Genomic DNA, 22,802 nt, shown 5'->3' on the forward strand with positions numbered 1-22,802 from the left:
TCAGTCTGTCGATTTCGCGTCTGCGGATCTGGCCTGGACGAGCTGGCGCAGGGCTGCGCCGAGCCGCGCCGGATCGCCGTCGACGGCGATCTGCTTCAGCCGCGAGGTGGCTCCGGACAGCAGCTTGACGCTGGCTTTGGGCACCCCGAGGGATTTCGCCAGCAGGACCAGAACGGCCTTGTTGGCCTCACCGCCATCGGCGATCGCCCGCACCCGCACCTTGAGCACGCTGCGGCCATCGGCCAATTGCTCGATCCCGTCGATGTCGTCGCGGCCGCCGCGCGGCGTCACGCGCAGCGCGATGCTGATTCCAGCGGCCGAATAGCGCCAGGGTTCCCCAGATGCTGGTTTGGCAACCAAGGCGCTCCAGCCTGCTCAGATCACGTTCGGGTAGATGTAGTACAGGATCACCCGTTCGATGAACATGATGATCAGGATCAGGATGATCGGCGAGATGTCGAGGCCGCCGAGGCTCGGCAGGAAATTGCGAATCGGTGCCAGCACCGGCTCGGTGATCCGGTACAGGAACTCGGCCACGGCCGACACGAACTGGTTGCGGGTGTTCACCACATTGAAGGCGATCAGCCAGGACAGGATCGCGGAGGCGATCAGCAGCCAGACGTAGAGGTCGAGCACGATGATGACGATGTCGAGAACGGCACGCATGATTTTCTAGGACTCTGGCTTTTGAAGACTCTGGCTCTGGAAAACGCTGGCCGCGGTCGGGATTGACGCCTTTTGCTAGATATCGGTTCCCCCCCGCCCAAACAAGGGAAGTCGGTGCCGGGATGGCTAAAACCGGGTTACACGCGTCCTTGACTTGACCCTGCCGGGGACTTAAATGGCGCCCGGTTGTCGGCCGCGTTCACCAGAGCGGCCAGCAAAGGGGCCATAGCTCAGCTGGGAGAGCGCGTCGTTCGCAATGACGAGGTCGGCGGTTCGATCCCGCCTGGCTCCACCAGCCTTCGCAGGCTGCGCCTGCTTCGGCTAGGCAAGCCTTTTTCGTAGCGAAGGCTGTCCCGCCATAGCCCGAACGGCGGCGGCGGACTCTCCCGATGCAAGCCCCTACCTCCCCGTAAACCGCGGCGGCCGCTTCTCCATGAAGCTTGCCACGCCCTCCCTGAAATCACTCCCGTTCAGCGCCACCATCATTTCGCGGTTGGCCTCGATGGTCGCCTCCGCCAGCGTCTGGAACGGGACCTCGTAGAGCTGCCGCTTGATCACGGCCATCGCGCTCGGCGAGACGAAATCGGCGAGGTCCCGCGCATAGGCATAGGTTTCCTCGCGCAGCGTCTCGGGCGAGGCGAGCCGGTTGACCAATCCGATCCGCAAGGCTTCCGCGCTGGTCACGCGCCGTGCCGACAGCAGGAGATCCATCGCATTGGCGTGGCCGACGATGCGGGGCAGCATCCAGCTGATGCCGTGCTCGGCGATCAGCCCGCGCCGGGCGAAGGCCGTGGTGAACACCGTATTGTCCGCGGCAAAGCGCAAGTCGCAGTAGAGCGCATGCACGAGGCCGATGCCCGCGGTCGCGCCGTTGAGCATGGCGATGACGGGCTTCTTGATCGCGGGATAGAAGCCGTAGCGCGTCTGCCAGTCGGGCCGGCGGTTCATGTCGAACGGCGGCAGGTTCGATGCGCGTCTCACGTCATCGGGATCCAAGCCCTTCAGCGCATCCATGTCGGCGCCGGCGCAGAAGGCGCGGCCCGCGCCCGTCAGCACGATGACGCGGACATCATCGTCCGCGTTTGACGCTTCCATCGCATGGCGCACGTCGCGCTCCATGACCGGCGTCCACGCATTCATGCGATCCGGGCGATTGAGCGTGACGGTCGCGATCTTGTCGCTCACCTCATAGAGGATGTGTTCGTAGGCCATGACGCTCTCCCTGTGCTGCCGGCACGCGTTTGCGCGCGCTCGTTAGGAACGAGCCTAGCATATCCAGGAGTGAGGCAAGGACTTGCGCGAAGCCGCGATCACTCGGCGGCTTGTGCCAGCACCGGCCGCCGCGCCAGCCAGTCGCCGATGAAATGATCGAGCCAGGCGCGCTCGGCCGCGTCATACACGGCACGGTCCGCAAAATGATGATGCCGCTCGCGCGCGCCGGGCGCGCTGAGACCGTCATAGCCGCGCGTGGTCCAGCAATGCATCATCGCGTAGGTCACATCAGGGTGGAACTGAACGCCGAAGGCATTGCCGGAGCGATAGGCCTGGATCGGAAAATCATCGCCTTCCGCAAGCAGCTCGGCGCCGGCAGGCAGCTCAAAACCCTCGCGATGCCAATGATAGACCTGCGCCGGCCAGTCCGGGCAGAGCGCGCGTCCCGCAGCTGTGGGGCGGATCGGGTAATAGCCGATCTGCGTCAATGCCTGCGCATGCGGCGCGACGCGGGCGCCCAGCTGCATCGCGAGCATTTGCGCGCCGAGGCAGATGCCGAGGAACGGCCGCTGTTCGCGAAGCGGAATTTCAATCCAGTCGATCTCGCGCCGGACGTAATCGTCGGGATCGTTGGCGCTCATCGGACCGCCGAAGAACACCGCGCCGGCATGCCGGTCGAGCGTTTCGGGCAAGGGATCGCCGAAGCGGGGACGGCGGATGTCGAGGCGATGGCCGAGCGCACGCAGCGCATTGCCGACGCGGCCGGGTGTCGAGGATTCCTGATGCAGGATGATGAGAACCGGCAACTTCGTTCCGGAGGCGGCCGCGCCCGGCGTCCTTCCTGGGAAGGGCACCACCTCTGCGCCACCAAACCTGTTCGTCCGGAACGACATGGCCTCTGCGAGTGCTATCGGTTCACATCGCCAGCATAGCTAAGCGAAGGTTAACATCGTGTGAGTTTGCGCACACATGCTCCACAACTGAAGCAAGCTCCGGGCCACTACGGACGCCTGGGGCTGCCTTCAGTGCCGCTGCCGCTGGAACCGGCTGGTGGCCGACAGGATGAAGTCGCGCGGGAAGAACCGCAGCGCGAACGGCACAATCTTGATGCCGAGACCGGGCAGGACTGCCCGTTTATTGGCCATCAGGCCGCGATAGGCCTGCTGTGCAACGACGGCGGCGGAGACATTGAGAAGGGCGGTATCGTGTCCGGCTCCGACGCCGGCGCGCGCCTGGAATTCGGTGGGCACCGGCCCGGGGCAAAGCACGGTGACACGAACGCCGCGCGGCGCGAGCTCCGCCCGCAGCGCTTCGGTGAACGAGATCACATAGGCCTTGGAGGCGTAATAGACGGCCATGCCGGGGCCCGGCAGGAAGCCGGCGACCGATCCGACATTCAGAAGCCCGCCCTTGTTCCTGATGAGATGATCGGCAAAACGCAGCGACAGATCGGTCAGCGCCCGCACGTTGACATCGACGATGCCGACCTGCTCGACGCGGTCGCGTTCGATGGCATCGCCGAACACGCCGAAGCCGGCATTGTTGACCAGATGATCGAGCTCGACGCCTTCGGCGGCGAGTGCCGCGGCAATCTTCTCGCCGGCATTCGCGTCCTGGAGATCGCAGGCGATCACGATCGGCTTCTTGCCGCCCTTGGCGGCGAGCTCGTTCGCGAGCGCCTCCAGCCGGTCTGCCCGGCGCGCCGTCAGTGCGAGACGGTGTCCATTGGCGGCAAACACGCGCGCCAGCTCCGCGCCTATGCCAGCCGAGGCACCGGTGATCAACGTTACCCGCTCAGTCACGATCGATGTCTCTTGAATTGAAGTTTTTTGGCCCCGCAATGGCGGAACGAGAGCATAGGCCGTGCGCGACAGGCAAGCGGCGCCAGCCGCATGGCCGCTTGAGCGAATATCAGGGAAAGCAGAAAATCCGGGATTTTACGGGCGAATCCGGACCGCGACCGGCTACATTAAAGTTTCGTCATGTGCTCCGCACAACCGCTGCTAGGCAGGTTTGCGCGCGGGTCAGCCGCCGACGGCGCTGTCCTTGACCTGGCCGCCGGCACGCTCCGCAACGGCGTGCTTGAGCTCGATCCGGTCGCGCTGGGAAATCCCGAGCAGGTCGGACGCACGCCAGACGACATTGTCCTCGAACTCGGAGACCTGGCCGTCGGCATAGACCAGCTCCCACATCATCTGCACGATGCGCTTGCGGCCGGCTTCGTCGAGCGACCGCATGATGACGCTGGTGAAATGATACAGATCGACCGCATCGCCCTCGACCTGGGTCGCATCGGCGATCAGCCGGTCGGCGGTGCCGCGATCGAGCCCGAAATGGCTCTCGATCAGGCTGTGCAGCTTGCGCTGCTCGGCCGCGCTCGGCTGGCCGTCCAGCGATACCACGTGGACCAGCAACGCGGTCGCGGCGAGCCGATAATCGCTGTCGCCGAATGCGCGGTCCTGCGCCTGGGGGGCAACAATGTCGGCGATGAACTGGCGCAGGCCGTCGAGCATAAGGTCCTACCAAAATCGATGCTGCCGCGGGGGTGCGGCAGCTACAGGCATTATATGAGAGGGAAACTCAATTGGCGCAACGTGCGTCAGTTCCGCACGCGCATTACGTTTCGGCAATCCTGGGCAATGTAATCGAGAGACAATCGGCAACCAAGTCCACCAGTGTCGTCCCGGCCTGGTGGCGCAATTGCGCACGGAGGCCGGGACGACACCAACTACGGAATTTCGTACACCACCATCTTGTCGGCGATGCCGCGCAGCGCGGCCTGTTTCTGGATCGGCTTGATCGCGCGCCGCTCCAGCACCTCGGCGACCGCGGGCGCGTCGAGCACGGGACCGGTGATGTGGATCTCCTGCGCGGTCGACAGGCTCTGCACACGGGCGGCGATGTTGACGGTCTGGCCGAAATAATCCTGCCGCTCGTTGAGCATCACGGCGAGGCACGGCCCTTCATGGATGCCGATCTTGACGATGAGGTCGGTGGTGCCGCGCTGCTTGTTGAGCTCGTCCATCGCCGCGCGCATGCGCAGGCCCGCGCCGATCGCGTGCTCGGGACGGATGAAGGTCGCCATCACGGCATCGCCGATGGTCTTCACCACCGCGCCCTTCTCGGAGGAGATGATCTCGAGCAGCGCATGGAAATGCGCGCGCACGAGATCAAAGGCGGCGAGATCGCCGACACGCTCGTAGAGCGCGGTCGAGCCCTTCAGATCGGTGAACAGGAAGGTGAGCGAGGTGATCTGCAGCCGCTGGTCGAGACTGAGATTGTCCGCCTTGAACACATCGCGGAACGTCTGGTTCGACAGCATCCGCTTCGCCGTGAGGAACGGCTTGCGCTTGCCGATGAGGTGATGAAGCGCCTCGGCGGCGATGAACACCGACGGAAGCACGCGCACGCCGGCCTGGTTCTCCATCGACAGCCGCAACGGGCCCGGCCGCATCACCGTCGTCCCCGTCGGCGCCTGCACCTTGTTGTACATGATGGCGAGCTGCTGGCGGTCCTTGGTCGGCTCGCCCTGGACGTCGATGAAATGGGCGGCGTGCGTCACCGGCTCGAAGATGATGACGAAATCGTTCGGCAATTGCAGTGACATCGTCGCCTTCTCGCCGGCCGGAAGCTCCATGGTGTCGAGCGTGACCTCGTTGGCGAGCGTCGCAAACGATTCCTTGTTGAAGTCGACGCCCGAGCTCCAGAATACCTGCTTGAAATACTCCCACACCGGAAGCGTATCAGGATCGTGCGCCGCGATGCGCCGGACGCGCGGGTTCACGGTGAAGGAGACCTCGACCTGGTCGTCGACGGAAGCCTTGTAGCCGCAGGCACAGAGCGCGCAATGATAGTCGTCGGGCTTGAGCGCCTTCAGCGTCGTGTGGGCACCCAGCACGCCGCCGCAGCCAGGGCAGAGCACGTTCCAGCCGAGGTCGAACAGCCCCAGCCGCGCCGCATGCAGGAACGCCGAGATCGCGTGCTCTTCGTCGACGCCATGCTGCCTGGAGAAATCAAGGACATTGACGCGGTTGAGCTCGTGATCCTCGCCGTCCTCGATGAGGCGCGCGATCTCGTCGACCACCTTCGCATCGGCGGTCTGCTTCAGAACGGAAAACTGGGCCTGGATGTCGCTCATGGCGGGCTCTATCTCGGTTGAATCACGCCATCGGCCAGGCAAGTGCCTGTCATCGACGCGTGATGCGGAACATGGGTGAGTGGTCCGGCTGGGTCGTGACGACGCCGAGCGGGATCACGGGATTCGCCGCGTCGGCGAGCTCGACGCGGAAGGCGCCGATCAGCCGTGCCAGCGCCAGCACGGATTCGGCCTGCGCGAACGGCGCGCCGACGCAGACGCGCGGGCCCGCGCCGAACGGCAGATAGGCGAAGCGGTCGGGCGCCTCTTTCGACATGAAGCGCTTTGGAATGAACGCGTTCGGCTGATCCCACAGCTTCTCGTGCCGGTGCAGCAGCCAGGGCGCGATCATGATGATGTCGCCCTTGCCGATCTCGACGCCAGCGGCGTTGTCCTTCTCGCGCGCAGCCCGCGCGACCAGGAACGCCGGCGGATACAGCCGCATCGTCTCCTCGGTCACCGCGCGGGTGAACTTCTGGCGATCGATGTCGGCCATGCTGTCGAGATGCTCGCCGCGCGTCTCGGAGGCGACTTCCTCCTGCGTCTCCGGGTCGAGCGCGAGCAGATAGAGCGCCCAGAACAGCGCGGTCGCCGTGGTCTCGTGGCCGGCGAGGATCATGGTCGCGACCTCGTCGACGAGCTGCTCGTCGGAAAAGCCCTTGCCGGTCTCAGGGTCGCGCGCGGCGTCCATGAGGTCGAACAGGTCGCGCGGCGGCGCGCCGTCCTTCTTGCCCATCGCGCGCCGCTCGGCGATCAGCATCGAAACGAATTCGGTCCAGCGTTCGCGGAAAAGGGCGCGCGCCCGATCCATCGGGGTCGGCCAGGACACCGGCAGCAGCATGTCGAGGACATACGGCCGTCCGAGCCGCTCGCCATATTCCATGACGAAGTTGCGCAAGGTTGCGCCGTGCCGGTCCATGCCGAACGAGAACATCGTGCGCCCGGCGATCTCGAGCGTCATGCGCTGCATGATCTCGCGCAGATCGACCGGCTCGCCCGTGCGCGTGTCGAGCTTGGCGATGGTCTCGTCGAGCACCGCCGTCATGTGCGGAACGAGGTTCGCGGTCGCGCGCGGCGTGAATGCCGGCGCGAGTGTGCGGCGCTGAAACGTCCAGGAGTGCCCCTCCGCGATCAGAAGGCCGTCGCCGAGCACGGGGCGCAGCATGCGGATGCCGGCCGGCGTGCGCGTGTAGTTCTCGTAATTGGTGAGCAGGACATGCCGGATCGCATCCGGCTGGTTCAGGATGAAGCTGTTGCGGAGAAAGAAGCGCCCCTTGATGACCTCTTCCTCATAGGCGCGCTGGCCCCAGGTCGCGATCATGTTCCGGCGGATCACCGCCAGGCGGCCGAAGAACGACATGTCGTCGGGCGCGCGCGGCGGAGCCGGGGGGATGATGGGCCGACGCACACTGGCGATATTCATGGCTCACTCCCGAGAGATGTGACGCAGGTCAATAGCTAGTAAGTCAGCTCGGCAATCGCAATCCTGTTCTCGGCGGCCGGCCAGAGGCGTGCCACAATCTGTTCTTCGCCGAACTGGGCCACGATGTTACGCCCGATCTCCGTCGCGGGAAGGCGCAGTGTCGCTGCCGCATCCGTGGGCACGCCCGGCTTGACGTCGGCGGGCTCCTTGCCGTCGAACAGCACCACGTCGCGCGGCAGGCCGAAATAGCCGCGCGGACGCGACATGATGACGACCGCACCGGCGCCCTTGTCGGCCGGCCCGAGCGGACGCGCAGGCCGCAGATGCACGACGTCCGACGAGCGCGGGAAGGGCGAGCGATAGATATGCGTGGTCGGCGCGTCCGGTGAGGTCAGGACGAATTCGAGCGACCAGCCGGATTCGACCTGCGCCGGCCCCCAGCGGCCGTCGGCGCCGGTCTTCGCGCTGTGCACTGCACTGCCCTTGCGCTCGCCGGTATCGGGATCGACGCGGAAGATATCGACGGTTGCGCCCGCCACCGGACGATTGGTCTGCACGCCGCCCGGCGTACCCGTGACGAGGCCGTTCAGCCGGACGACTTGCTCCGGCACGATCGCGATGCGCGCGGGCTCGCTGCCGGCGATGAACTTGTAGATCTCGCGGAAGGCGCGCGGGTGGAACGCCACCTCGCGATGGTCGAGCGCGCCGAGCACGAGATTGGTGGCGCCCTTCAGCTCGGGCCCTTCATTGGTGACGCCGGTCGGCGTCCCGGGCTTGCCGATGAAGCGGCCGTCAGCCTGTGCGTATTTGTCCATGCCGTCACTGCGCAGCGTGAGGAAGGCAACACCCGGCGTCACCTCGCTCTCGCCCTCGTTCAGGCCGCGCAGGAACGGGCCGCGGCCGTTGAACTCGTTGTTGGGCTGGTCATCGGTCGCGAACACGCCGTGATTGGGCGTGCCGCACAAAACGGCGTGGCTGACATCGCCGGCACCGCCATTCCTGATGACGTTGCGGATCGCGTTGCCGCCGCGCGAGCTGCCGACCAGGGCCACGCGCGCCGCACCGGTCCGGCGCTTCAGTTCAGCGATGGCGGCGGCAAGCTCGCGGCGCTGGTCCTCGGCCGAGGAGCGGCCCGCCTGCTCGACCTTGTCGTCGCTGCGGGCGAGCGGATCGGTGAAATTGATCGCCATCATGCGATCGCGCGCGATGCCGTTGGATTCCATCCGCCACAGCGTCGTCATCCAGAGCGCGTCGTAGTCGCCATTGCCGTGGACGAACAGGATCGGCGGGACCTGCCCGTTTTGCGCTGCAGGCGCCGTCTGGGCCAGCGCCCCCGCCCGCAAGCTCGCAACCGCGAAAGGCAGGCTGCCCGCCCCCAGCAGGATCGTCCGTCGCGACAGCCTCATTTGTTCCTCTCCGGCAAAACCATCTCTTTGCACCGCTTATAGCGGCCTAACCACTGGACAGCGAAGGACTTTCGCGGGCATCACTGGACCTGCCGGAATTGCCCAAAGATCACTCCAAGACCACTTCTGCCAGCCCATTTGGAAGGGGATATGACCGAGCAGCCGAACCGTCAGACATTCGCCGGCGACGGCATCACCGCCCCGCTGCGGTTCACCGTATTCCGGCGCATCTGGCTCGCCAGCCTGCTCTCCAATCTCGGCCTTCTGATCCAGGGCGTGGGCGCGGCCTGGGCGATGACGCAGATGTCGGCGTCCGCCGACCAGGTGGCGCTGGTGCAGACGGCCCTGATGCTGCCGATCATGCTGATCTCGATGCCGGCCGGCGCGATCGCCGACATGTATGACCGCCGCATCGTCACCCTGGTCTCGCTCGCGATCGCGCTGACCGGCGCGAGCGCGCTGACGGTGCTGGCCGGGCTCAAGCTGATCACGCCGGAAACGCTGCTGGCCTTCTGCTTCGTGGTCGGCAGCGGCAACGCGCTGTTCGGGCCGGCCTGGCAATCCTCGGTCAGCGAGCAGGTGCCGCCGGAAGCGCTGCCGTCAGCCGTCGCACTGAACGGCATCAGCTACAACATCGCGCGCAGCTTCGGTCCCGCGGTCGGCGGCGTCATCGTCGCAGCCCTCGGCGCGGTGGCGGCGTTTGCCTGCAACGCCATCCTCTATCTGCCGCTGCTGGTGGTGCTGCTGATCTGGCGCCGCTCGGTGGAGCCGTCGCGCCTGCCGCGGGAAAAGCTCAACCGCGCCATGGTCTCGGGCTTCCGCTACATCACCAATTCGCCGCCGATCAAGATCGTGCTGTTGCGCACGCTGGTGATGGGCCTGATCGGCGGCGCCATCATGGCGCTGATGCCGCTGGTCGCGCGCGACCTCTTGCATGGCGGCGCGCAGACTTACGGCATTATGCTCGGCGCCTTCGGCATGGGCGCGGTGGTCGGCGCGCTCAACATCCACGAACTCCGCAAGCGCATGAGCGGCGAGGCCGCGATCCGCGCCTGCACCATCTCGATGGCGTTCGCGATGGCCGCGCTCGCCGTGAGCACGGAGCCGGTGCTGACGGCCGCTGCGCTGGTGCTCGCCGGCGCGGTGTGGATGGCGGCGGTCGCGCTGTTCAACATCGGCGTCCAGCTCTCGGCGCCGCGCTGGGTCGCCGGCCGGTCGCTGGCGGCCTTCCAGGCCTCGATTTCCGGCGGCATCGCAATCGGCGCCTGGGGCTGGGGCCATCTCACCGACTATGCCGGCGTGGAGGTCGCGCTGCTGACGGCGGCCGGCCTGATGCTGATCTCGCCGCTGCTCGGAGTCTGGCTCACCATGCCGCGCGTCGGCGCCCGCAACGAGGACGCCGAGGTGCTTGCCGACCCTGAAGTCAGGCTGTCGCTCACCGGCCGCAGCGGGCCGCTGGTGGTCGAGATCGAGTATCGCGTCTCCCAGGAGAACGCGCGCGCCTTCCACAACGTGATGCAGGACGTGCAGCTCTCGCGCCAGCGCAACGGCGCCTACGGCTGGTCGATCGCGCGCGACATCGCCGACCCCGAATTGTGGACCGAGCGCTATCACTGCCCGACCTGGCTCGATTACTTGCGCCAGCGCAACCGTTCGACGCTGTCCGAACGCGCGCTGCATCAGCAGGCGATCGACTTCCACATCGGCCCCGAGCCGGTGCGCGTCCGCCGCATGCTGGAGCGTCCGTTCGGCTCGGTGCGCTGGAAGGAGGAGACGCCGGACCGCGCCAGCGAGGAGGTGCTGCCGGTGGTCGCGACCGCGGCGGGCAGCAGCACGTAGGGCTTCTTCTCCGTCGTCCCGGCGAAGCTGCGTAGCCCGGATGGAGCGCAGCGCAATCCGGGGTTCTGTCTCCGCGGTGAGATTTCCCGGATTACGCTTTCGCTCCATCCGGGCTACGGCAATCGCTACTGCCCGTGATCGGTCAGCACCTTGTCGCAGCCCTTGCTGAGACGGGTGCGATTCTGCTTCAGGCACGCCAGCACGGCGCCATCGCCATTGTTCATCACGGCGCGGCAGAAGCGGCTGACATCGCGCGCGCACGCGTCGTGTCCAGGCTGCTGTTGCGCCGACGCAGCGGATGCGCACAGGAGCAGGGAAATCATCAAAAGAAATCTGGTCATCGCATAATGCCTCTTACCCGGAAGAAAGTGCGGGCGAAGCTAGTGCGACGATCCCTCGGCCGCAACGGCTTTATTGCCGGCTACATGGCACCGCCGCGTGGCCCCGGCCTGATGCCGGGGCGCATCGCGAGGGGGAGCTTGTCAGATCGCAACGCCTGCGGCGTTGCGCATTCTCTTACTGCTTGTCCTGTGCGTCAGCGACCTTGCGTGAGGCGCCCTTGGCGAGGTCCTTGTCCATCACCGCGCGGCAGCCGGCGCTCAGATCCGAACGGTGCTTCATCATGCACGCGGTGATCTTCGGGATGTTGGGGATGTCCGCCGAGCACAGGCGGAAAGCATCGCCGGTGCACTGCTGCTGCGCCTCGGCCGAGAAGGCGAAGCTCGAAGTGGTCGAGATGATCGAGACGATCGCGGCGAAGCCCAGCGCCAGGCTGGCGTCGCGGATCTTGCTACTCAGGGACTTGGTCGTGAACGAGGTGGTCATTTGAAGCTCCCATTGGCACCGCCTTGGCGGGCCCGTTGTTAATGGGAACTACGATGCTCCAGCAAAACAGTTTCCACTGTGATGACGGTCACGGGCGACCCACCTTCTGTGAGGTCGGTCACTTTGGCGCACCCCGCTGAAATTCCTCCGCAACCGCCGTCGTGTTGGTGTCACGTTAACTGTTCCTTCGCATTAATGGCTCGTCGCGCGGGAGATTCCGCAGGTTTGGTTGCGTAATTGGAAAGAGTAGCGATGCGTAATGCGTTGGGCCTGATGCTGGCCAGTGTAGTTGCGGCGGTCGTGATCGCCGCCGGCGGTTGGTTTTATTATTCCTCCAGCGCCGACCATGGCGCCCCCAAGACAGTTGCCGCCCGTGCCGCCGACCCGTTGCCGGCACCGGCGAAGCTTGCGGCCAAGGATGACGTCACGACGACCGCGACGATCGCGGTGAAGCCCGCGACGATGGCCCAGGCAGCCGCGCCTGCGCCCGCTCCGGTCGCGCCGGTTCAACCGAAGCAGGCCTGCGCCAATCCGAACGCGCTCGGCGTCTCCCGCGTGGTCGAGATCGACACCACCGGCGGCCCCGGCTTCGGCTTCGACCATTTCAAGCAGTTCGACTTCCTCACCGACAAGGAGGTCGTGCTGACCTTCGACGACGGTCCGTGGCCGGTCAACACGCCCGCCGTGCTGAAGGCGCTCGCGGATGAATGCACCAAGGGCCTGTTCTTCTCGGTCGGCAAGCACGCGACCTATCATCCGGAGATCCTGCGCCAGGTGCTGGCCCAGGGCCACACGGTCGGCACGCACACCTGGTCGCACGTCAATCTGAACGGCAAGAAGATGACCGAGCAGATGGCCAAGGACGAGGTCGAAAAGGGTATCAGCGCAGTGAAATTCGCGCTCGGTGCCAACCCCGCGCCGTTCTTCCGCTTCCCGCAGCTTCAGCACAATCCGGCGATCGTGAGCTATTTCGGCACCCGCAACGTCGCGATGTTCTCGACCGACATCGACTCCTTCGATTTCCGCAAAGGCGCGACGCCGGAGAAGATCATCGAGACGGTGATGACGCGGCTCGACAAGCTCGGCAAGGGCATCATCCTGATGCACGACTTCCAGAAGCACACCGGCGAAGCGATGCCGGCGCTGCTCGCCCGCCTCAAGGCCGGCGGCTACAAGGTCGTGCAGATGAAAGCCAAGACGACGCTTCAGACGCTGCCGGAATATGACGAGGCGCTGATGAAGGACATGAAGGTTCCGACCGCCAGCACGACCATGCGTCCGATCTCAAGCGTGGTGCAGACGGTTTCGCAGTAAGCGCGATCAGATCCAAAACTCTTGCGTGATGGCCGGGCTTGTCCCGGCCATCCACGTTTTTGGGCATTACGGCGAGAGTTGAGGACGCAGCCGCCTTACCAGTAGATGCCGTGCCGATGCAGCTCGCTGATGATGCGGCGCTCGGTCCATTCGCGCTTGTGCTTCGGCTTCTCCGCCCTTGCCGTCTTCGCAGGCCTGGTGGTCGCGACCGGCGCCGGCGACGATGCCGTCGTGGTCGTGGCCGTGGTCGTGGTCGCGGTTGCGGTTGCAGCAGGCACGGTCGCCGCAGCGGGCACGGGAGGTAACGACACTGCCGGCGGACGATCGGAATATTTCGGCGCCTCGGCCACCGGTGCGACTTCGCTCACCTGCGAGGCGGGCGTGGCGATCGGCGCGGCTTGCGGAGCGGCGGACTGCCCGGCCATTCCGGACAGCGACAGGCTGCGGTCGCCTGCATGGGCGGATGCAGAAGCCAGGATCATGGCGGCGACCAGAACGATCTTGCGCATGTGAAATCTCCCCGTGTTTGCCTGATGCGGACACTACGGGAGTGGGGGCGCAGGATTATGTGACAGACCTCACCGAGACTGTGATCGAGCAGGATCGGCAGTGAGAGAGTGTCGGCTTGCCGGGCCGAAGCTGGCAAAGCCAGCGAAGGCTGGTGCCGCAAGAGGGATTCGAACCCCCGACCCCGTCATTACGAATGACGTGCTCTACCGACTGAGCTATTGCGGCAACCTTGCCGGGACCAAAGCAATGCCGGCCCCGATACGCGCGCTTCTGATATCGGGCATGGCCCGAATTGGCAAGAACAAGCGGGGTTCGAAATCCGCCTCACGCCCCCCAGCGGGACCAGAATCCGCGCCAGCCGCCGGCCTGGGCCTTTGGCGTGCCGATTTGTTCCGTAAATTCATCGCTCGGCCCCTCGTCATCGATCCCGGGATCGTCGGGCGCACGGACGATCGGGATGACGGCGGGGATCGGGGCAGGGGCGGGCTTGCCGAGGTCGGCGCGGGTCCGGAACACCGGGGTGGCCGCGACCGGCGTTGATTCGGTGGGCTCGGGGGCCGGTTTGGCTGGCTCGGCGGGCGCCAGGACCGGCTCGTCCTTGACGGTTTCCTTGACGGTTTCCTTGACGGTTTCCTTGGCTGTCTCCTTGGCGACGCCCTTGGACGCTTCCGGGACGACTTCCTTGGCGGCCTCAGCACGAGGAGAATTGTCCTGAGCGGCGGGCGCGGGAGCCGGAGCGGCCGGTTCCACCGGGCTCTCGCTCGGAGCCGCCGTCACCCGCTTCGGCGGCGGGGCAGCCAGCATGGCCTCCTCGAAGGCCGAGGATTCGATCGTGGGGCCCTTGTCGGAGGGAAGGCTCGCGACCGGCGTCTGCCACTGGAAGGCGTCGAGGCGGCCGGTGACCGGCGAGACCGGGCGCCAGCGGTCGCTGACATAGCCGTCCGCGGTCCAGGCCGGATCGTGGCGGGCGCGCACGGCGCGCAAGGTCCAGGCGCGGGCACGGCCGCTATCGCCGTGCTCGGCGCGCTCGATCTCGGCCATCAGCATCGCCACGCGCTGGGTCGGATCGTTGATATAGGGCGCCAGCACCGCGCGCGCGCGGGCGAACTCCGAAGCGTCGATCGCGGCGCGCGCGATCGCGAGCTGGCCCTCGACATGACCGGGCTTGTCGGCCGACGTCTTGGCCGCGAGCGTCTCGACCCGCTGCAGGCGCTGCCGCGCGGAATCGCCGAGCTTCACATGGGCATAGGCGTCCGCGAGATCGGGATGCGGATTGGCGAGCCAGGCGGCCTCGACCAGCTTCATGGCGCGGCGCACCTGATGCGCCTCGCTCTCGAATTTCGCGGCGAGCACGGCGGCCGGCACCAGGGTCGGCGCCAGCTTGATCGCCTCCATCACGCTCTCGCGCGCGACGTCGCGGTCCATGCTCTCCAATTCCAGCGCGCGCGCCGTGAGCAGCACGCCGCGCTGGCGACGATAGGTCGGCTTGTCGATCAGGCCGGTGGACAGGTTCGACTCGAGGATCGCGAGCGCGCCGCTCCAGTCACCGCGCGCGCAGCGGAAGCCGAGCACCGCATGCGAGGCCCAGGTCGAGGACGGCGACAGCTTGATCGCCTCCTCCGCGATCATCACGGCGCCAACAGCATCGTCGGCACGCTGCGCCTCGATGAACAGGCCGCGCAGGCCGAGCAAACGCGTGTCCTCGCGCTCGGCCATGGCGCGGAAGACGCGCTGGGCCTCGTCGCGATTGCCTTCGAGCTGGGCCGATTGCGCATGCAGCAGCAGCGCGAGCGGATCGTTCGGCGCGTGCCGCCGCGCTGCTTCGGCGTGGCGGCGGGCCAGCGCGGTGTCGCCATGACCGATCGCGAGCAGGCCGTGGGTGATGGCCTGGCGGCCGCGCGCGTGGCGCTTCTCGTGACGGCGCTGGCGCATGCGACCCGGCGTGCGCCAGATCGTGGTCAGGATGCTCCAGAGCAGCACGATCGCCACGGCAAACACGCCGAGAAGGAGCACGAACACCGGAATGGTCGGCGAGGCTCGCCAGCCGCCCCAGGTCAGCACGACCTCGCCGGGCTGGTCGGCAACCCAGGCCGAGCCCGCGCCTGCGAGCGCAATCAAGACAAGGAAAAGGACGATGCGAAGCATGGCGATCCCTAATTACGCGCGGATTGTTGCGCGAATCTTACTGCGTAGACTTGGCGAGATCCGCCATGGCATCGTCGGCGAATTTGCGGGACGCGGCGAGCGCGGCGTCGCGGGCGTCGGCCTTCTCGAGCCAGCCCTGCGCCGGCACGCGATCGGCCTCGGGCAGCGTCTTCAGCTCGCGCCGCGCCTCGACGAAATCGTTGCGCAGCGCCGCGGACGTCACCCGCGCGACGATGGCGCCGCGATCATTGCCGACCCCGTCGGTGCGCTCGATGCGAACGAGCTTCGATGCACCCGCCTGCAGACGCTCCACGAGGCCGGCATTCGCGGCCGGAGCCTCCGGAGGCGGCGACAGTTTCGGCACGATGGCGAGCAGCTCGCGGCTCAGCGCGACCGGCGTCGGGATGCCCGACGATGCGAACGTATCGAGCGGCTTCAGCATCTCGGGCTTGGCGGCGAGCGACCGCGCCGCGGACAGCTGCGACTGATAGGGATCGCCATGGCGCACGGCGACGTCGAGCAAGGTGGCTGCGACCACGAAGCGCAGCGGCTTGTCGTCCAGCTTCTTTGTCTCGGCGATCTTCTCGCCCTGCTGCGCGAGCTCGGCGCGTTCGGTCTTGCTGGCGCGCTCGAGCTGCGTGACGCGGTCGGCGAGTGCGGCAAGATCAGGCGATGCAACGGGCGCCGCGGACTTTGCGTCATTCAGCGCACCCGCGGTCTTGTCGGATTGCGCGCGCAGATTGGCGATGTCGCTGCGCAGGGCGCTCGCCGATTTCTCCAGCGCGTCGATCCGCGCCGCCATGGCGGGATCGGCGACGGGCTTGCCGGCCTTGGCCTCGACCGCGGCGACGCGCCCGCTCAGCGCATCGACCGTCGCGCTGGTCACTTGCGGCGCGGCCGGCGGAGCCTGCACGGCGGGCCAGCCCAGCATCCAGCCGACGCCGATCACGACCGCTGCGGCCGCAGCACCGGAGAACGGTGCGATGATCCAGGGGGAAACCGGCCGCGAGGCGGCGGCGGGCGCAATGGACGGCTGCTCCTCGGCCGACTCGGGCGTTGGCTCGGGTTGAGGCTCCGGCTTGGCCTCTAACTCCGCCTCTGACTTGGCCTCCTCGATCTTGACCTCGTCATGCGCGGCCTGCTCGGCCGCCGGCTGAGCCTCGGGCTCGCCCGCAACGTCCTGCGGCTGGGTCGAGACTTCGGTTGCCTCCAGATCGATGGTAGGCGGGGTGCGCTTGGCACGACCGGTGTCGGGAGCCAATCCTGCGTCTTCAGGCTTGTCGTCGGCCATCGTGACGGTTCCTCACACTTCCATACCTTACACAGATCCCGGGTGGACCTAAATCGCGCCGGATTGGGCCCGACCTCTTACGCCAAACGGGTACGCAAAGCACGCTCCAAGGTGTCAAATAAGGCATTTTCGTCCGGCGTCGCGGCCACCAGAACCTGCGAGGCACCTGCATCGCGCAGCACGCCCGCGACCGTCTCGGACAGGCAGCATTGCGGGATCGCCAGCGCCGAGATTTCGACGCCCTCATCCCGCGCCGCATCCAGGAACGCCCTCGCACTGCGCCGGGAGTAGTGCAACACCGCCTCGACGCCGTGGGCCGCGAAGCCCTCGCAGACCTCGCGCGGCAGATGCTTGACCGGCGCCATGCGATAGGTGGTCTGCGTGACCACGTTGAATCCTTCCGCGTCGAGCTCGCCGCCGAGATCGCGCGACAGATCCGCGCCGGCAAGATAGAGCAGCGTGCTTTTCTTCTTCAGCACCTTGTCGCGCGCGCTTCGAATGATTTTCTCGCGCAAGGAAGCGGCATCGCCGCCCGCGACGATGACCTCGCCAAAGCCGGCGTCGCGCGCAGCAGCAGCGGTGTGCTCGCCGACCGCGAACAGCGGCAGCTCCAGAAGGCCAAGGTCCCGCAATTGCGGCGCGATGGCGCGGATCGCATTGGCCGACGTAACGATGACGGCGCCATAGCCCGCTTCACTCTCGTCGTGAAAGGCGACCGGCTCGAACTTGAGGACCGGCGCGAGCAGCACCACATGTCCCCGCGCGCGCAGATTTCCCGCCGTCGCCTCATTGTCGGGATGCGGCCGTGTGACAAGAATGGACATCGCTCGTGTTCCCGAACCGCGTAACGGTGAGGCATTCGACGGGATGGCTTGCTTCGTGACGATTGCGCAAGCCAACCCCGGAATGCTACCGGATTACCAGAACTCCGCTTTGCGGATCAGTGCAAGGGCGCAAATTGGATAACGATTCGCCAATGCTGGTATTGGGCATCGAAACCACCTGCGACGAAACCGCCGCGGCGGTGATCGAGCGCGCGCCGGGCGGCCGCGGCAAGATCCTGTCCAACATCGTGCGGTCGCAGGTCGAGGAGCATGCCCGCTTCGGCGGCGTGGTGCCGGAGATCGCCGCCCGCGCCCATGTCGACGTGCTCGACGGGATCATCGACCGCGCTATGCACGAGGCCGGCATCGACTATGCCCAGCTCGACGGCGTCGCGGCGGCCGCGGGGCCGGGGCTGATCGGCGGCGTGATCGTCGGGCTCACCACCGCGAAGGCGATCGCGATGGTGCATGACACGCCGCTGGTCGCGGTGAACCACCTGGAGGCGCATGCGCTGACGCCGCGCCTCACCGACGGCATCGATTTCCCCTACTGTCTCTTCCTCGCCTCGGGCGGCCACACCCAGATCGTCGCGGTCACCGGCGTCGGCCAATATGTGCGGCTCGGCACCACCGTCGACGATGCCATCGGCGAGGCCTTCGACAAGGTCGCGAAGATGCTGGGCCTGCCTTATCCCGGCGGCCCCCAGGTCGAGCGTGCCGCCGCGAGCGGCGATGCCACGCGCTTTGCGTTCCCGCGGCCGATGCAGGGACGTCCCGACGCCAATTTCTCGCTGTCGGGATTGAAGACGGCGGTGCGCACCGAAGCGAGCCGACTGCCCGAGATCACGTCGCAGGACATCAGCGATCTCTGCGCGAGCTTCCAGGCCGCGGTGCTGGATTCGACGGCCGACCGGCTTGGCGTCGGCCTCAAGCTCTTCCGCGAGCAGTTCGGCGCGCCGCGCGCGCTCGTGGCCGCCGGCGGCGTTGCCGCCAATCAGGCGATCCGCGGCGCGCTGCATGAGGTCGCGCGACAGGCCGGCACGCAACTGATCATGCCGCCGCCCACGCTCTGCACCGACAACGGCGCGATGATCGCATGGGCCGGTGCCGAGCGCCTCGCGCTCGGCCTGACCGATACGATGGAAGCGCAACCGCGTGCACGCTGGCTGCTCGACGCCAATGCCACGGCACCCGCGGGCTACGGCAAGACGCGGGCGGGATATTAGATGACCGCGTTCCAATCCGTTGCGGTGATCGGCGCGGGCGCCTGGGGGACGGCGCTGGCGCTGGTGGCGGCGCGGGCAGGGCGGAACGTCACCCTCTGGGCCCGCAATGCCGAGCACGCCGCGCGGATCGCATCGACCCGCGACAATCCGCGCCTGCCCGGCGTGCGGATCGCTCCGGAGATCGTGGTGACGAGCGATCTCGCGGAGGCGTCGCGCGCGGAGATGCTGCTGATCGCAACGCCGGCGCAGCACCTGCGCGGCACGGTCAACATGCTGGCCTCGCATCTCGCAAAGCCTGTCCCGGTCGTCGCCTGTGCCAAGGGCATCGAGCACGGCACCCATAAATTCATGACCGACGTGATCGCGGAAGCTGCGCCGCATGCGCAGCCGGCGATCCTGTCGGGGCCAAGCTTTGCCGACGACGTCGCGCGCGGCCTGCCCACCGCGGTGACGCTGGCGGCGAAGGACGAAGCACTGGCGAGCCGCCTGGTGCAGGCGCTGGGCTCGCCGACATTCCGCCCCTATCACTCCACCGACATCCGCGGCGTCGAGATCGGCGGCGCGGCCAAGAACGTGCTGGCGATCGCGGCCGGCATCGTGGTCGGCCGCAAGCTCGGGGCCTCTGCACATGCCGCGCTGACCACGCGCGGCTTCAGCGAGCTGGCGCGGCTCGGCCGTGCCTGCGGCGCGCGTGCGGAAACGCTTTCGGGCCTCTCCGGCCTCGGCGACCTCCTGCTGAGCTGCTCGACCGCACAATCGCGCAATTTCGCGCTTGGCATTGCGCTCGGGCGCGGCGAGGCGGCGCCGGCCGGCAAGCTCGCGGAAGGCGCCTTCACCGCGCCGGTGCTGGTCGAGCTCGCGGCGGCCGCGAATGTCGACATGCCGGTCTCGCAAGCCGTCGCCGCCATCCTCGACAGCAGATTGACGATCGATGCCGCGATCGAGGGGCTGCTGACGCGGCCGTTCAAGGCCGAGGAGTGAAGCGCGCCCTCGCCTCGCAGGTAGCACTTCACGGCCTCTGCACGCTGGTCTAGCCTAGCGCCACACCGCAGGATCCCGGTCCAACAACAACGAAGCGGATCCAGGGGAAGAACGCATGCGCAAACCGCATCATGCGATCGTTTCGATCGCCATCGCCGCACTCACTGCCATTGCACTGCCGACCGCAGCCTGCGCTCAGGCCGCGGTCTCCTATGACGAGCTCGCCAAGAACGAGGCGGCCGCCAATGCCGAAAACGGCAAGCGGGTCGCACCCGTCAAGTCGATCGTCAATCCCTCCAACGACGTCAGCTCCGACATGCAGGCCATGATCGGCGCACCGTTTCCGCCGCACTTCAATGCAGATCCGAAATCCGCGAGCGAATGGAAAGAGCTGATCGACCGTCGCGCAAAGCTGTCGATCGCGAACGTTCCGGCCATGAAGGAGAAGCTCGGCGTCAAGGTCGAGGAGACGAAGATCGCCGGCGTGCATTGCTTCGTCGTGACGCCGAACAGGATCCCGCCGGAGAACCGGCGGCGCCTTCTGGTCCATGTCCATGGTGGCGGCTATGTGTTCGGGCCCGGCGAAGCCGCGCTGCCGGAAGCGATCATGATGGCCGGCTTCGGCGGCTTCAAGGTGATCTCGGTCGACTACCGGATGCCGCCCGACTTCCCCTATCCCGCCGCGATGGACGATGCGATGGCGGTCTGGAAGGAGGTCACCAGAACGCATGACGCGCGACGGATGGCGATCTTCGGCACGTCGACAGGCGGGGCGATGACGCTGGCGATGGTGCTGCGGGCCAAGGACGAGAAGCTGCCGAAGCCGGCCGCGATCGCGCCGGGCACACCGTGGTCCGATATCGACAAGGTCGGCGACACCTATGCCAGCAATGAGTGGGTCGACAACGTGCTGGTGACCTGGGACGGCTGGCTCGGCCGCGCCGCAAAGCTCTATGCCAACGGCACCGACCTGAAGAACCCCTACATCTCGCCGATCTATGGCGACTTCAAGGGCTTCCCGCCGACGATCCTGACCTCGGGCACGCGCGACCTGTTCCTCAGCAACACGGTTCGCACCCATCGCAAATTGCGGCGCGCCGGCGTCACCGCCGACCTGAACGTCTATGAAGGCCAGTCTCACGCGCAGTACCAGTTCAACATCAGCGCGCCGGAGACGAAGGAAGCCTTCACCGATATCGCAAAATTCTTCGATCGACATCTGAAGGAGTGAGCACCGCGATGGATATCGGATGCCCGCGCTTGTCGCGGGCATCCGCGTGCCCTAAACATCGCGGCGGCGTATCAGGAACGGGACAGATGGCGATGAACTACTGGCTGGTGAAATCCGAACCGTCGGTGTGGTCGTGGGACCAGCAGGTCGCGAAGGGCGCCAAGGGCGAAGCCTGGACCGGCGTGCGCAATTACACCGCCCGTCAGAACCTCGTGAACATGAAGAAGGGCGACAAGGCGTTCTTCTATCATTCCAACGAGGGCAAGGAGATCGTCGGCATCGTCGAGATCATCAAGGAAGCCTACACCGACCCGACCGACAAAACGGAAAAGTTCGTCTGCGTCGACATCAAGGCCGACAAGCCCTTGAAGACGCCGGTGACGATGGCCGCGGTCAAGGCCGAGACGAAGCTGAAAGACATGGCCCTGGTGAAATATTCGCGCCTGTCCGTGCAGCCGGTGACGGCGGAAGAGTGGAAGCTCGTGTGCAAGATGGGCGGGATGTAGGCGTTGCCGTAGCCCGGATGGAGCGCAGCGCAATCCGGGATTCGCGCATTCGGAAAGACCGTCCCGGATTACGCTTCCTCCATCCGGGCTACGAGCCAGCCTGCCGCTCCGCCAGCGCAAACACCTCGCAAGGCACTGCGATGCCGCGCAGCGAATGCGGTCCGAGTGCAATCAACGGCATCTCGGTCTCGGCAGCAAGCGCGCCCGACACCAGCACGGTCCGGCCGAGCTGCTTGCACAATCCTTCGAGCCGGCTGGCGAGATTGACCGCGGGACCGATCGCGGTGAAGTCGAGCCGGTTGGCGGCGCCGATATTGCCCCACAGCATTTCGCCGAGATGAAGCGCCGCGCCGAACGCGAGCGGCGGCAACCCTTGGGCACCGCGCTCCTTGTTGAGATAGGCCATCCCGGCTTCGGCGGCGCTTGCAGCACGCAGGGCGGCATCACACGCGCGGCGCGGCGAGGCCTCGAGCACCGGAAAGATCGCGAGCACGCCATCGCCGATGAATTTCAATACTTCGCCGCCGAAGGCGTGAACCGCACCGGCGATGCGGTCGAACCAGGCGTCGAGCGCCGCAATGACCTGGGCCGGCGGCGTCGTTTCCGACAAGGTCGTGAAATTGCGCAGATCCGCATAGAGCAGCGCGGCCTGGATGGTCTCGCCGAGATCGCGCCGCAGCGGCGCCGCCAGCACCCGCTCCGCGCTGCGCTTGCCGAGGTAAGCATCGAGCGTCGCCCGCAACGTGGCGCGCGCGGCAAGCACGGCAAGCGGCGTCGCGGCGAAGCGCGCGGCCTGGCGCAATCGTTCGATCTCATCCGCCGTGAACGGACGCGGTCCGATCCAGCCGAGCAGCGGCCCATCGGATCGTCCGACGGCGTCTTCGTGCACCTCGCCGCCCGCGACGTCGCGCAGCCAGCGGCGGCCGGCGTCGTTGGGCGGATCGGGCGCAAGCCCGCCCGGTGCGAAGCCGAGTGCTTCGATCACCTCGCCGCTTTCGGCGCGCCATAACCACGTCCGCTTCGCGATCAGCGGATGCGGCACGTCCAGCGTCAGAGCGCCCGCCGCCAGCGGCACGCCGTCGGCGACCAGATGCGCGCCGAGTTCCGCGAGCAGGCGGTCAGCCCCGGAACAATCTTGGGCGGCATCGACGAGCCAGGCGAGGGTCGGGGCAAGTTGCATGGTCCGATGATGACGAAGCAGGGTGGTGTTTGTCACGGGCAATCCTTGACGGAGCGCCGCGCCGCCGCCATGTCCCATGGTCTGCTCA

The 22,802-nt window shown here is 66.7% G+C and carries 22 protein-coding genes and 2 tRNA genes; 7 read left to right on the forward strand and 17 right to left on the reverse strand.

Features of this window, described 5'->3' with window-relative positions; translation table 11 throughout:
* Positions 1–360, reverse strand: coding sequence for a DUF167 domain-containing protein (locus JQ617_RS21420; protein ID WP_063685210.1), 360 nt, complete (start codon positions 358–360; stop codon positions 1–3).
* Between the two features lie 15 nt (positions 361–375).
* Positions 376–666 carry a YggT family protein gene (locus JQ617_RS21425; protein ID WP_018318966.1) on the reverse strand — a complete coding sequence of 97 codons (291 nt, stop codon included), beginning with the start codon at positions 664–666 and terminating at the stop codon, positions 376–378.
* Between the two features lie 219 nt (positions 667–885).
* Here JQ617_RS21425 and JQ617_RS21430 point away from each other — a divergent pair.
* Positions 886–961: transfer RNA gene (locus JQ617_RS21430), tRNA-Ala, on the forward strand.
* A gap of 104 nt (positions 962–1,065) precedes the next feature.
* Here JQ617_RS21430 and JQ617_RS21435 read toward each other — a convergent pair.
* From JQ617_RS21435 to JQ617_RS21465, 7 genes are all read right to left on the reverse strand, one after another.
* Positions 1,066–1,878, reverse strand: coding sequence for an enoyl-CoA hydratase (locus tag JQ617_RS21435; RefSeq protein ID WP_212028028.1), 813 nt, complete (start codon positions 1,876–1,878; stop codon positions 1,066–1,068).
* A 98-nt stretch (positions 1,879–1,976) separates the two neighbouring features.
* Positions 1,977–2,771, reverse strand: a complete 795-nt coding sequence (locus tag JQ617_RS21440; RefSeq protein WP_212028029.1) for a glutamine amidotransferase — start codon at positions 2,769–2,771, stop codon at positions 1,977–1,979.
* Between the two features lie 129 nt (positions 2,772–2,900).
* Positions 2,901–3,680, reverse strand: coding sequence for an SDR family NAD(P)-dependent oxidoreductase (locus JQ617_RS21445; protein ID WP_212028030.1), 780 nt, complete (start codon positions 3,678–3,680; stop codon positions 2,901–2,903).
* A 222-nt stretch (positions 3,681–3,902) separates the two neighbouring features.
* The gene (locus JQ617_RS21450) at positions 3,903–4,391 is read right to left on the reverse strand and encodes a tellurite resistance TerB family protein (protein WP_145657797.1); all 489 of its coding nucleotides are present in this window, start codon (positions 4,389–4,391) and stop codon (positions 3,903–3,905) included.
* Positions 4,392–4,606: 215 nt separating this feature from the next.
* Positions 4,607–6,016 carry an adenylate/guanylate cyclase domain-containing protein gene (locus JQ617_RS21455; protein WP_063685220.1) on the reverse strand — a complete coding sequence of 470 codons (1,410 nt, stop codon included), beginning with the start codon at positions 6,014–6,016 and terminating at the stop codon, positions 4,607–4,609.
* A gap of 49 nt (positions 6,017–6,065) precedes the next feature.
* A complete protein-coding gene (locus JQ617_RS21460; RefSeq protein ID WP_212028031.1) occupies positions 6,066–7,436 on the reverse strand; it encodes a cytochrome P450 in 1,371 nt (456 codons plus the stop codon).
* Positions 7,437–7,471: 35 nt separating this feature from the next.
* Positions 7,472–8,842, reverse strand: a complete 1,371-nt coding sequence (locus JQ617_RS21465) for a hydrolase (RefSeq protein WP_212028032.1) — start codon at positions 8,840–8,842, stop codon at positions 7,472–7,474.
* A 150-nt stretch (positions 8,843–8,992) separates the two neighbouring features.
* Between JQ617_RS21465 and JQ617_RS21470 the strand changes: the two genes are divergently transcribed.
* Positions 8,993–10,681 carry an MFS transporter gene (locus JQ617_RS21470; RefSeq protein WP_212028033.1) on the forward strand — a complete coding sequence of 563 codons (1,689 nt, stop codon included), beginning with the start codon at positions 8,993–8,995 and terminating at the stop codon, positions 10,679–10,681.
* Positions 10,682–10,806: 125 nt separating this feature from the next.
* Here the strand turns inward: JQ617_RS21470 and JQ617_RS21475 are convergent, their stop codons facing one another.
* Positions 10,807–11,022 (reverse strand): cysteine rich repeat-containing protein, encoded by a 216-nt coding sequence (locus tag JQ617_RS21475; RefSeq protein WP_212028034.1) that lies wholly within the window; start codon positions 11,020–11,022, stop codon positions 10,807–10,809.
* A 175-nt stretch (positions 11,023–11,197) separates the two neighbouring features.
* The gene (locus tag JQ617_RS21480; protein ID WP_212028035.1) at positions 11,198–11,506 is read right to left on the reverse strand and encodes a hypothetical protein; all 309 of its coding nucleotides are present in this window, start codon (positions 11,504–11,506) and stop codon (positions 11,198–11,200) included.
* A gap of 252 nt (positions 11,507–11,758) precedes the next feature.
* Between JQ617_RS21480 and JQ617_RS21485 the strand changes: the two genes are divergently transcribed.
* The gene (locus JQ617_RS21485) at positions 11,759–12,820 is read left to right on the forward strand and encodes a polysaccharide deacetylase family protein (RefSeq protein WP_212028036.1); all 1,062 of its coding nucleotides are present in this window, start codon (positions 11,759–11,761) and stop codon (positions 12,818–12,820) included.
* A 95-nt stretch (positions 12,821–12,915) separates the two neighbouring features.
* On the opposite strand, the gene JQ617_RS21490 is transcribed toward JQ617_RS21485, so the two are convergent.
* The 5 genes from JQ617_RS21490 to JQ617_RS21510 form a co-directional block, all read right to left on the reverse strand.
* Complete coding sequence (locus JQ617_RS21490; RefSeq protein ID WP_212028037.1) at positions 12,916–13,329, reverse strand: hypothetical protein; 414 nt, start codon at positions 13,327–13,329, stop codon at positions 12,916–12,918.
* Positions 13,330–13,479: 150 nt separating this feature from the next.
* Positions 13,480–13,555: transfer RNA gene (locus JQ617_RS21495), tRNA-Thr, on the reverse strand.
* 99 nt (positions 13,556–13,654) lie between these two features.
* On the reverse strand, positions 13,655–15,475 hold the full coding sequence (locus JQ617_RS21500) for a heme biosynthesis protein HemY (protein WP_212028038.1): 1,821 nt from the start codon (positions 15,473–15,475) through the stop codon (positions 13,655–13,657).
* A gap of 37 nt (positions 15,476–15,512) precedes the next feature.
* A complete protein-coding gene (locus JQ617_RS21505; RefSeq protein WP_212028039.1) occupies positions 15,513–16,766 on the reverse strand; it encodes a COG4223 family protein in 1,254 nt (417 codons plus the stop codon).
* Positions 16,767–16,843: 77 nt separating this feature from the next.
* On the reverse strand, positions 16,844–17,590 hold the full coding sequence (locus JQ617_RS21510; RefSeq protein WP_212028040.1) for a uroporphyrinogen-III synthase: 747 nt from the start codon (positions 17,588–17,590) through the stop codon (positions 16,844–16,846).
* A 152-nt stretch (positions 17,591–17,742) separates the two neighbouring features.
* Here JQ617_RS21510 and tsaD point away from each other — a divergent pair, with 152 nt between their 5' ends.
* The 4 genes from tsaD (at position 17,743) to JQ617_RS21530 (ending at position 21,534) form a co-directional block, all read left to right on the forward strand.
* On the forward strand, positions 17,743–18,816 hold the full coding sequence (gene tsaD / locus JQ617_RS21515; RefSeq protein WP_212028041.1) for a tRNA (adenosine(37)-N6)-threonylcarbamoyltransferase complex transferase subunit TsaD: 1,074 nt from the start codon (positions 17,743–17,745) through the stop codon (positions 18,814–18,816).
* A complete protein-coding gene (locus JQ617_RS21520; protein ID WP_212028042.1) occupies positions 18,817–19,797 on the forward strand; it encodes an NAD(P)H-dependent glycerol-3-phosphate dehydrogenase in 981 nt (326 codons plus the stop codon). It abuts the gene before it with no gap.
* Positions 19,798–19,912: 115 nt separating this feature from the next.
* Entirely contained in the window at positions 19,913–21,028 is a 1,116-nt protein-coding gene (locus tag JQ617_RS21525) for an alpha/beta hydrolase (protein ID WP_212028043.1), read from the forward strand.
* Between the two features lie 92 nt (positions 21,029–21,120).
* Positions 21,121–21,534 (forward strand): EVE domain-containing protein, encoded by a 414-nt coding sequence (locus JQ617_RS21530; protein ID WP_212028300.1) that lies wholly within the window; start codon positions 21,121–21,123, stop codon positions 21,532–21,534.
* An 88-nt stretch (positions 21,535–21,622) separates the two neighbouring features.
* Here JQ617_RS21530 and JQ617_RS21535 read toward each other — a convergent pair whose 3' ends face one another.
* The gene (locus JQ617_RS21535) at positions 21,623–22,714 is read right to left on the reverse strand and encodes an adenylate/guanylate cyclase domain-containing protein (protein WP_212028301.1); all 1,092 of its coding nucleotides are present in this window, start codon (positions 22,712–22,714) and stop codon (positions 21,623–21,625) included.
* Positions 22,715–22,802: the final 88 nt, after the last annotated feature.

The sequence above is a fragment of the Bradyrhizobium sp. KB893862 SZCCT0404 genome (genome assembly GCF_018130885.1).
Lineage (GTDB): Bacteria > Pseudomonadota > Alphaproteobacteria > Rhizobiales > Xanthobacteraceae > Bradyrhizobium > Bradyrhizobium stylosanthis.

Bases quoted from the DNA above. Each gene is read 5' to 3' on its own strand.
- JQ617_RS21505 (WP_212028039.1), bottom strand. From the start codon at position 16,766: ATGGCCGACGACAAGCCTGAAGACGCAGGATTGGCTCCCGACACCGGT.
- JQ617_RS21535 (WP_212028301.1), bottom strand. From the start codon at position 22,714: ATGCAACTTGCCCCGACCCTCGCCTGGCTCGTCGATGCCGCCCAAGAT.
- tsaD (WP_212028041.1), top strand. From the start codon at position 17,743: ATGCTGGTATTGGGCATCGAAACCACCTGCGACGAAACCGCCGCGGCG.
- JQ617_RS21440 (WP_212028029.1), bottom strand. From the start codon at position 2,771: ATGTCGTTCCGGACGAACAGGTTTGGTGGCGCAGAGGTGGTGCCCTTC.
- JQ617_RS21460 (WP_212028031.1), bottom strand. From the start codon at position 7,436: ATGAATATCGCCAGTGTGCGTCGGCCCATCATCCCCCCGGCTCCGCCG.
- JQ617_RS21500 (WP_212028038.1), bottom strand. From the start codon at position 15,475: ATGCTTCGCATCGTCCTTTTCCTTGTCTTGATTGCGCTCGCAGGCGCG.
- JQ617_RS21520 (WP_212028042.1), top strand. From the start codon at position 18,817: ATGACCGCGTTCCAATCCGTTGCGGTGATCGGCGCGGGCGCCTGGGGG.
- JQ617_RS21530 (WP_212028300.1), top strand. From the start codon at position 21,121: ATGAACTACTGGCTGGTGAAATCCGAACCGTCGGTGTGGTCGTGGGAC.
- JQ617_RS21510 (WP_212028040.1), bottom strand. From the start codon at position 17,590: ATGTCCATTCTTGTCACACGGCCGCATCCCGACAATGAGGCGACGGCG.
- JQ617_RS21425 (WP_018318966.1), bottom strand. From the start codon at position 666: ATGCGTGCCGTTCTCGACATCGTCATCATCGTGCTCGACCTCTACGTC.
- JQ617_RS21455 (WP_063685220.1), bottom strand. From the start codon at position 6,016: ATGAGCGACATCCAGGCCCAGTTTTCCGTTCTGAAGCAGACCGCCGAT.
- JQ617_RS21470 (WP_212028033.1), top strand. From the start codon at position 8,993: ATGACCGAGCAGCCGAACCGTCAGACATTCGCCGGCGACGGCATCACC.
- JQ617_RS21490 (WP_212028037.1), bottom strand. From the start codon at position 13,329: ATGCGCAAGATCGTTCTGGTCGCCGCCATGATCCTGGCTTCTGCATCC.
- JQ617_RS21480 (WP_212028035.1), bottom strand. From the start codon at position 11,506: ATGACCACCTCGTTCACGACCAAGTCCCTGAGTAGCAAGATCCGCGAC.
- JQ617_RS21435 (WP_212028028.1), bottom strand. From the start codon at position 1,878: ATGGCCTACGAACACATCCTCTATGAGGTGAGCGACAAGATCGCGACC.
- JQ617_RS21475 (WP_212028034.1), bottom strand. From the start codon at position 11,022: ATGACCAGATTTCTTTTGATGATTTCCCTGCTCCTGTGCGCATCCGCT.
- JQ617_RS21450 (WP_145657797.1), bottom strand. From the start codon at position 4,391: ATGCTCGACGGCCTGCGCCAGTTCATCGCCGACATTGTTGCCCCCCAG.
- JQ617_RS21525 (WP_212028043.1), top strand. From the start codon at position 19,913: ATGCGCAAACCGCATCATGCGATCGTTTCGATCGCCATCGCCGCACTC.
- JQ617_RS21465 (WP_212028032.1), bottom strand. From the start codon at position 8,842: ATGAGGCTGTCGCGACGGACGATCCTGCTGGGGGCGGGCAGCCTGCCT.
- JQ617_RS21485 (WP_212028036.1), top strand. From the start codon at position 11,759: ATGCGTAATGCGTTGGGCCTGATGCTGGCCAGTGTAGTTGCGGCGGTC.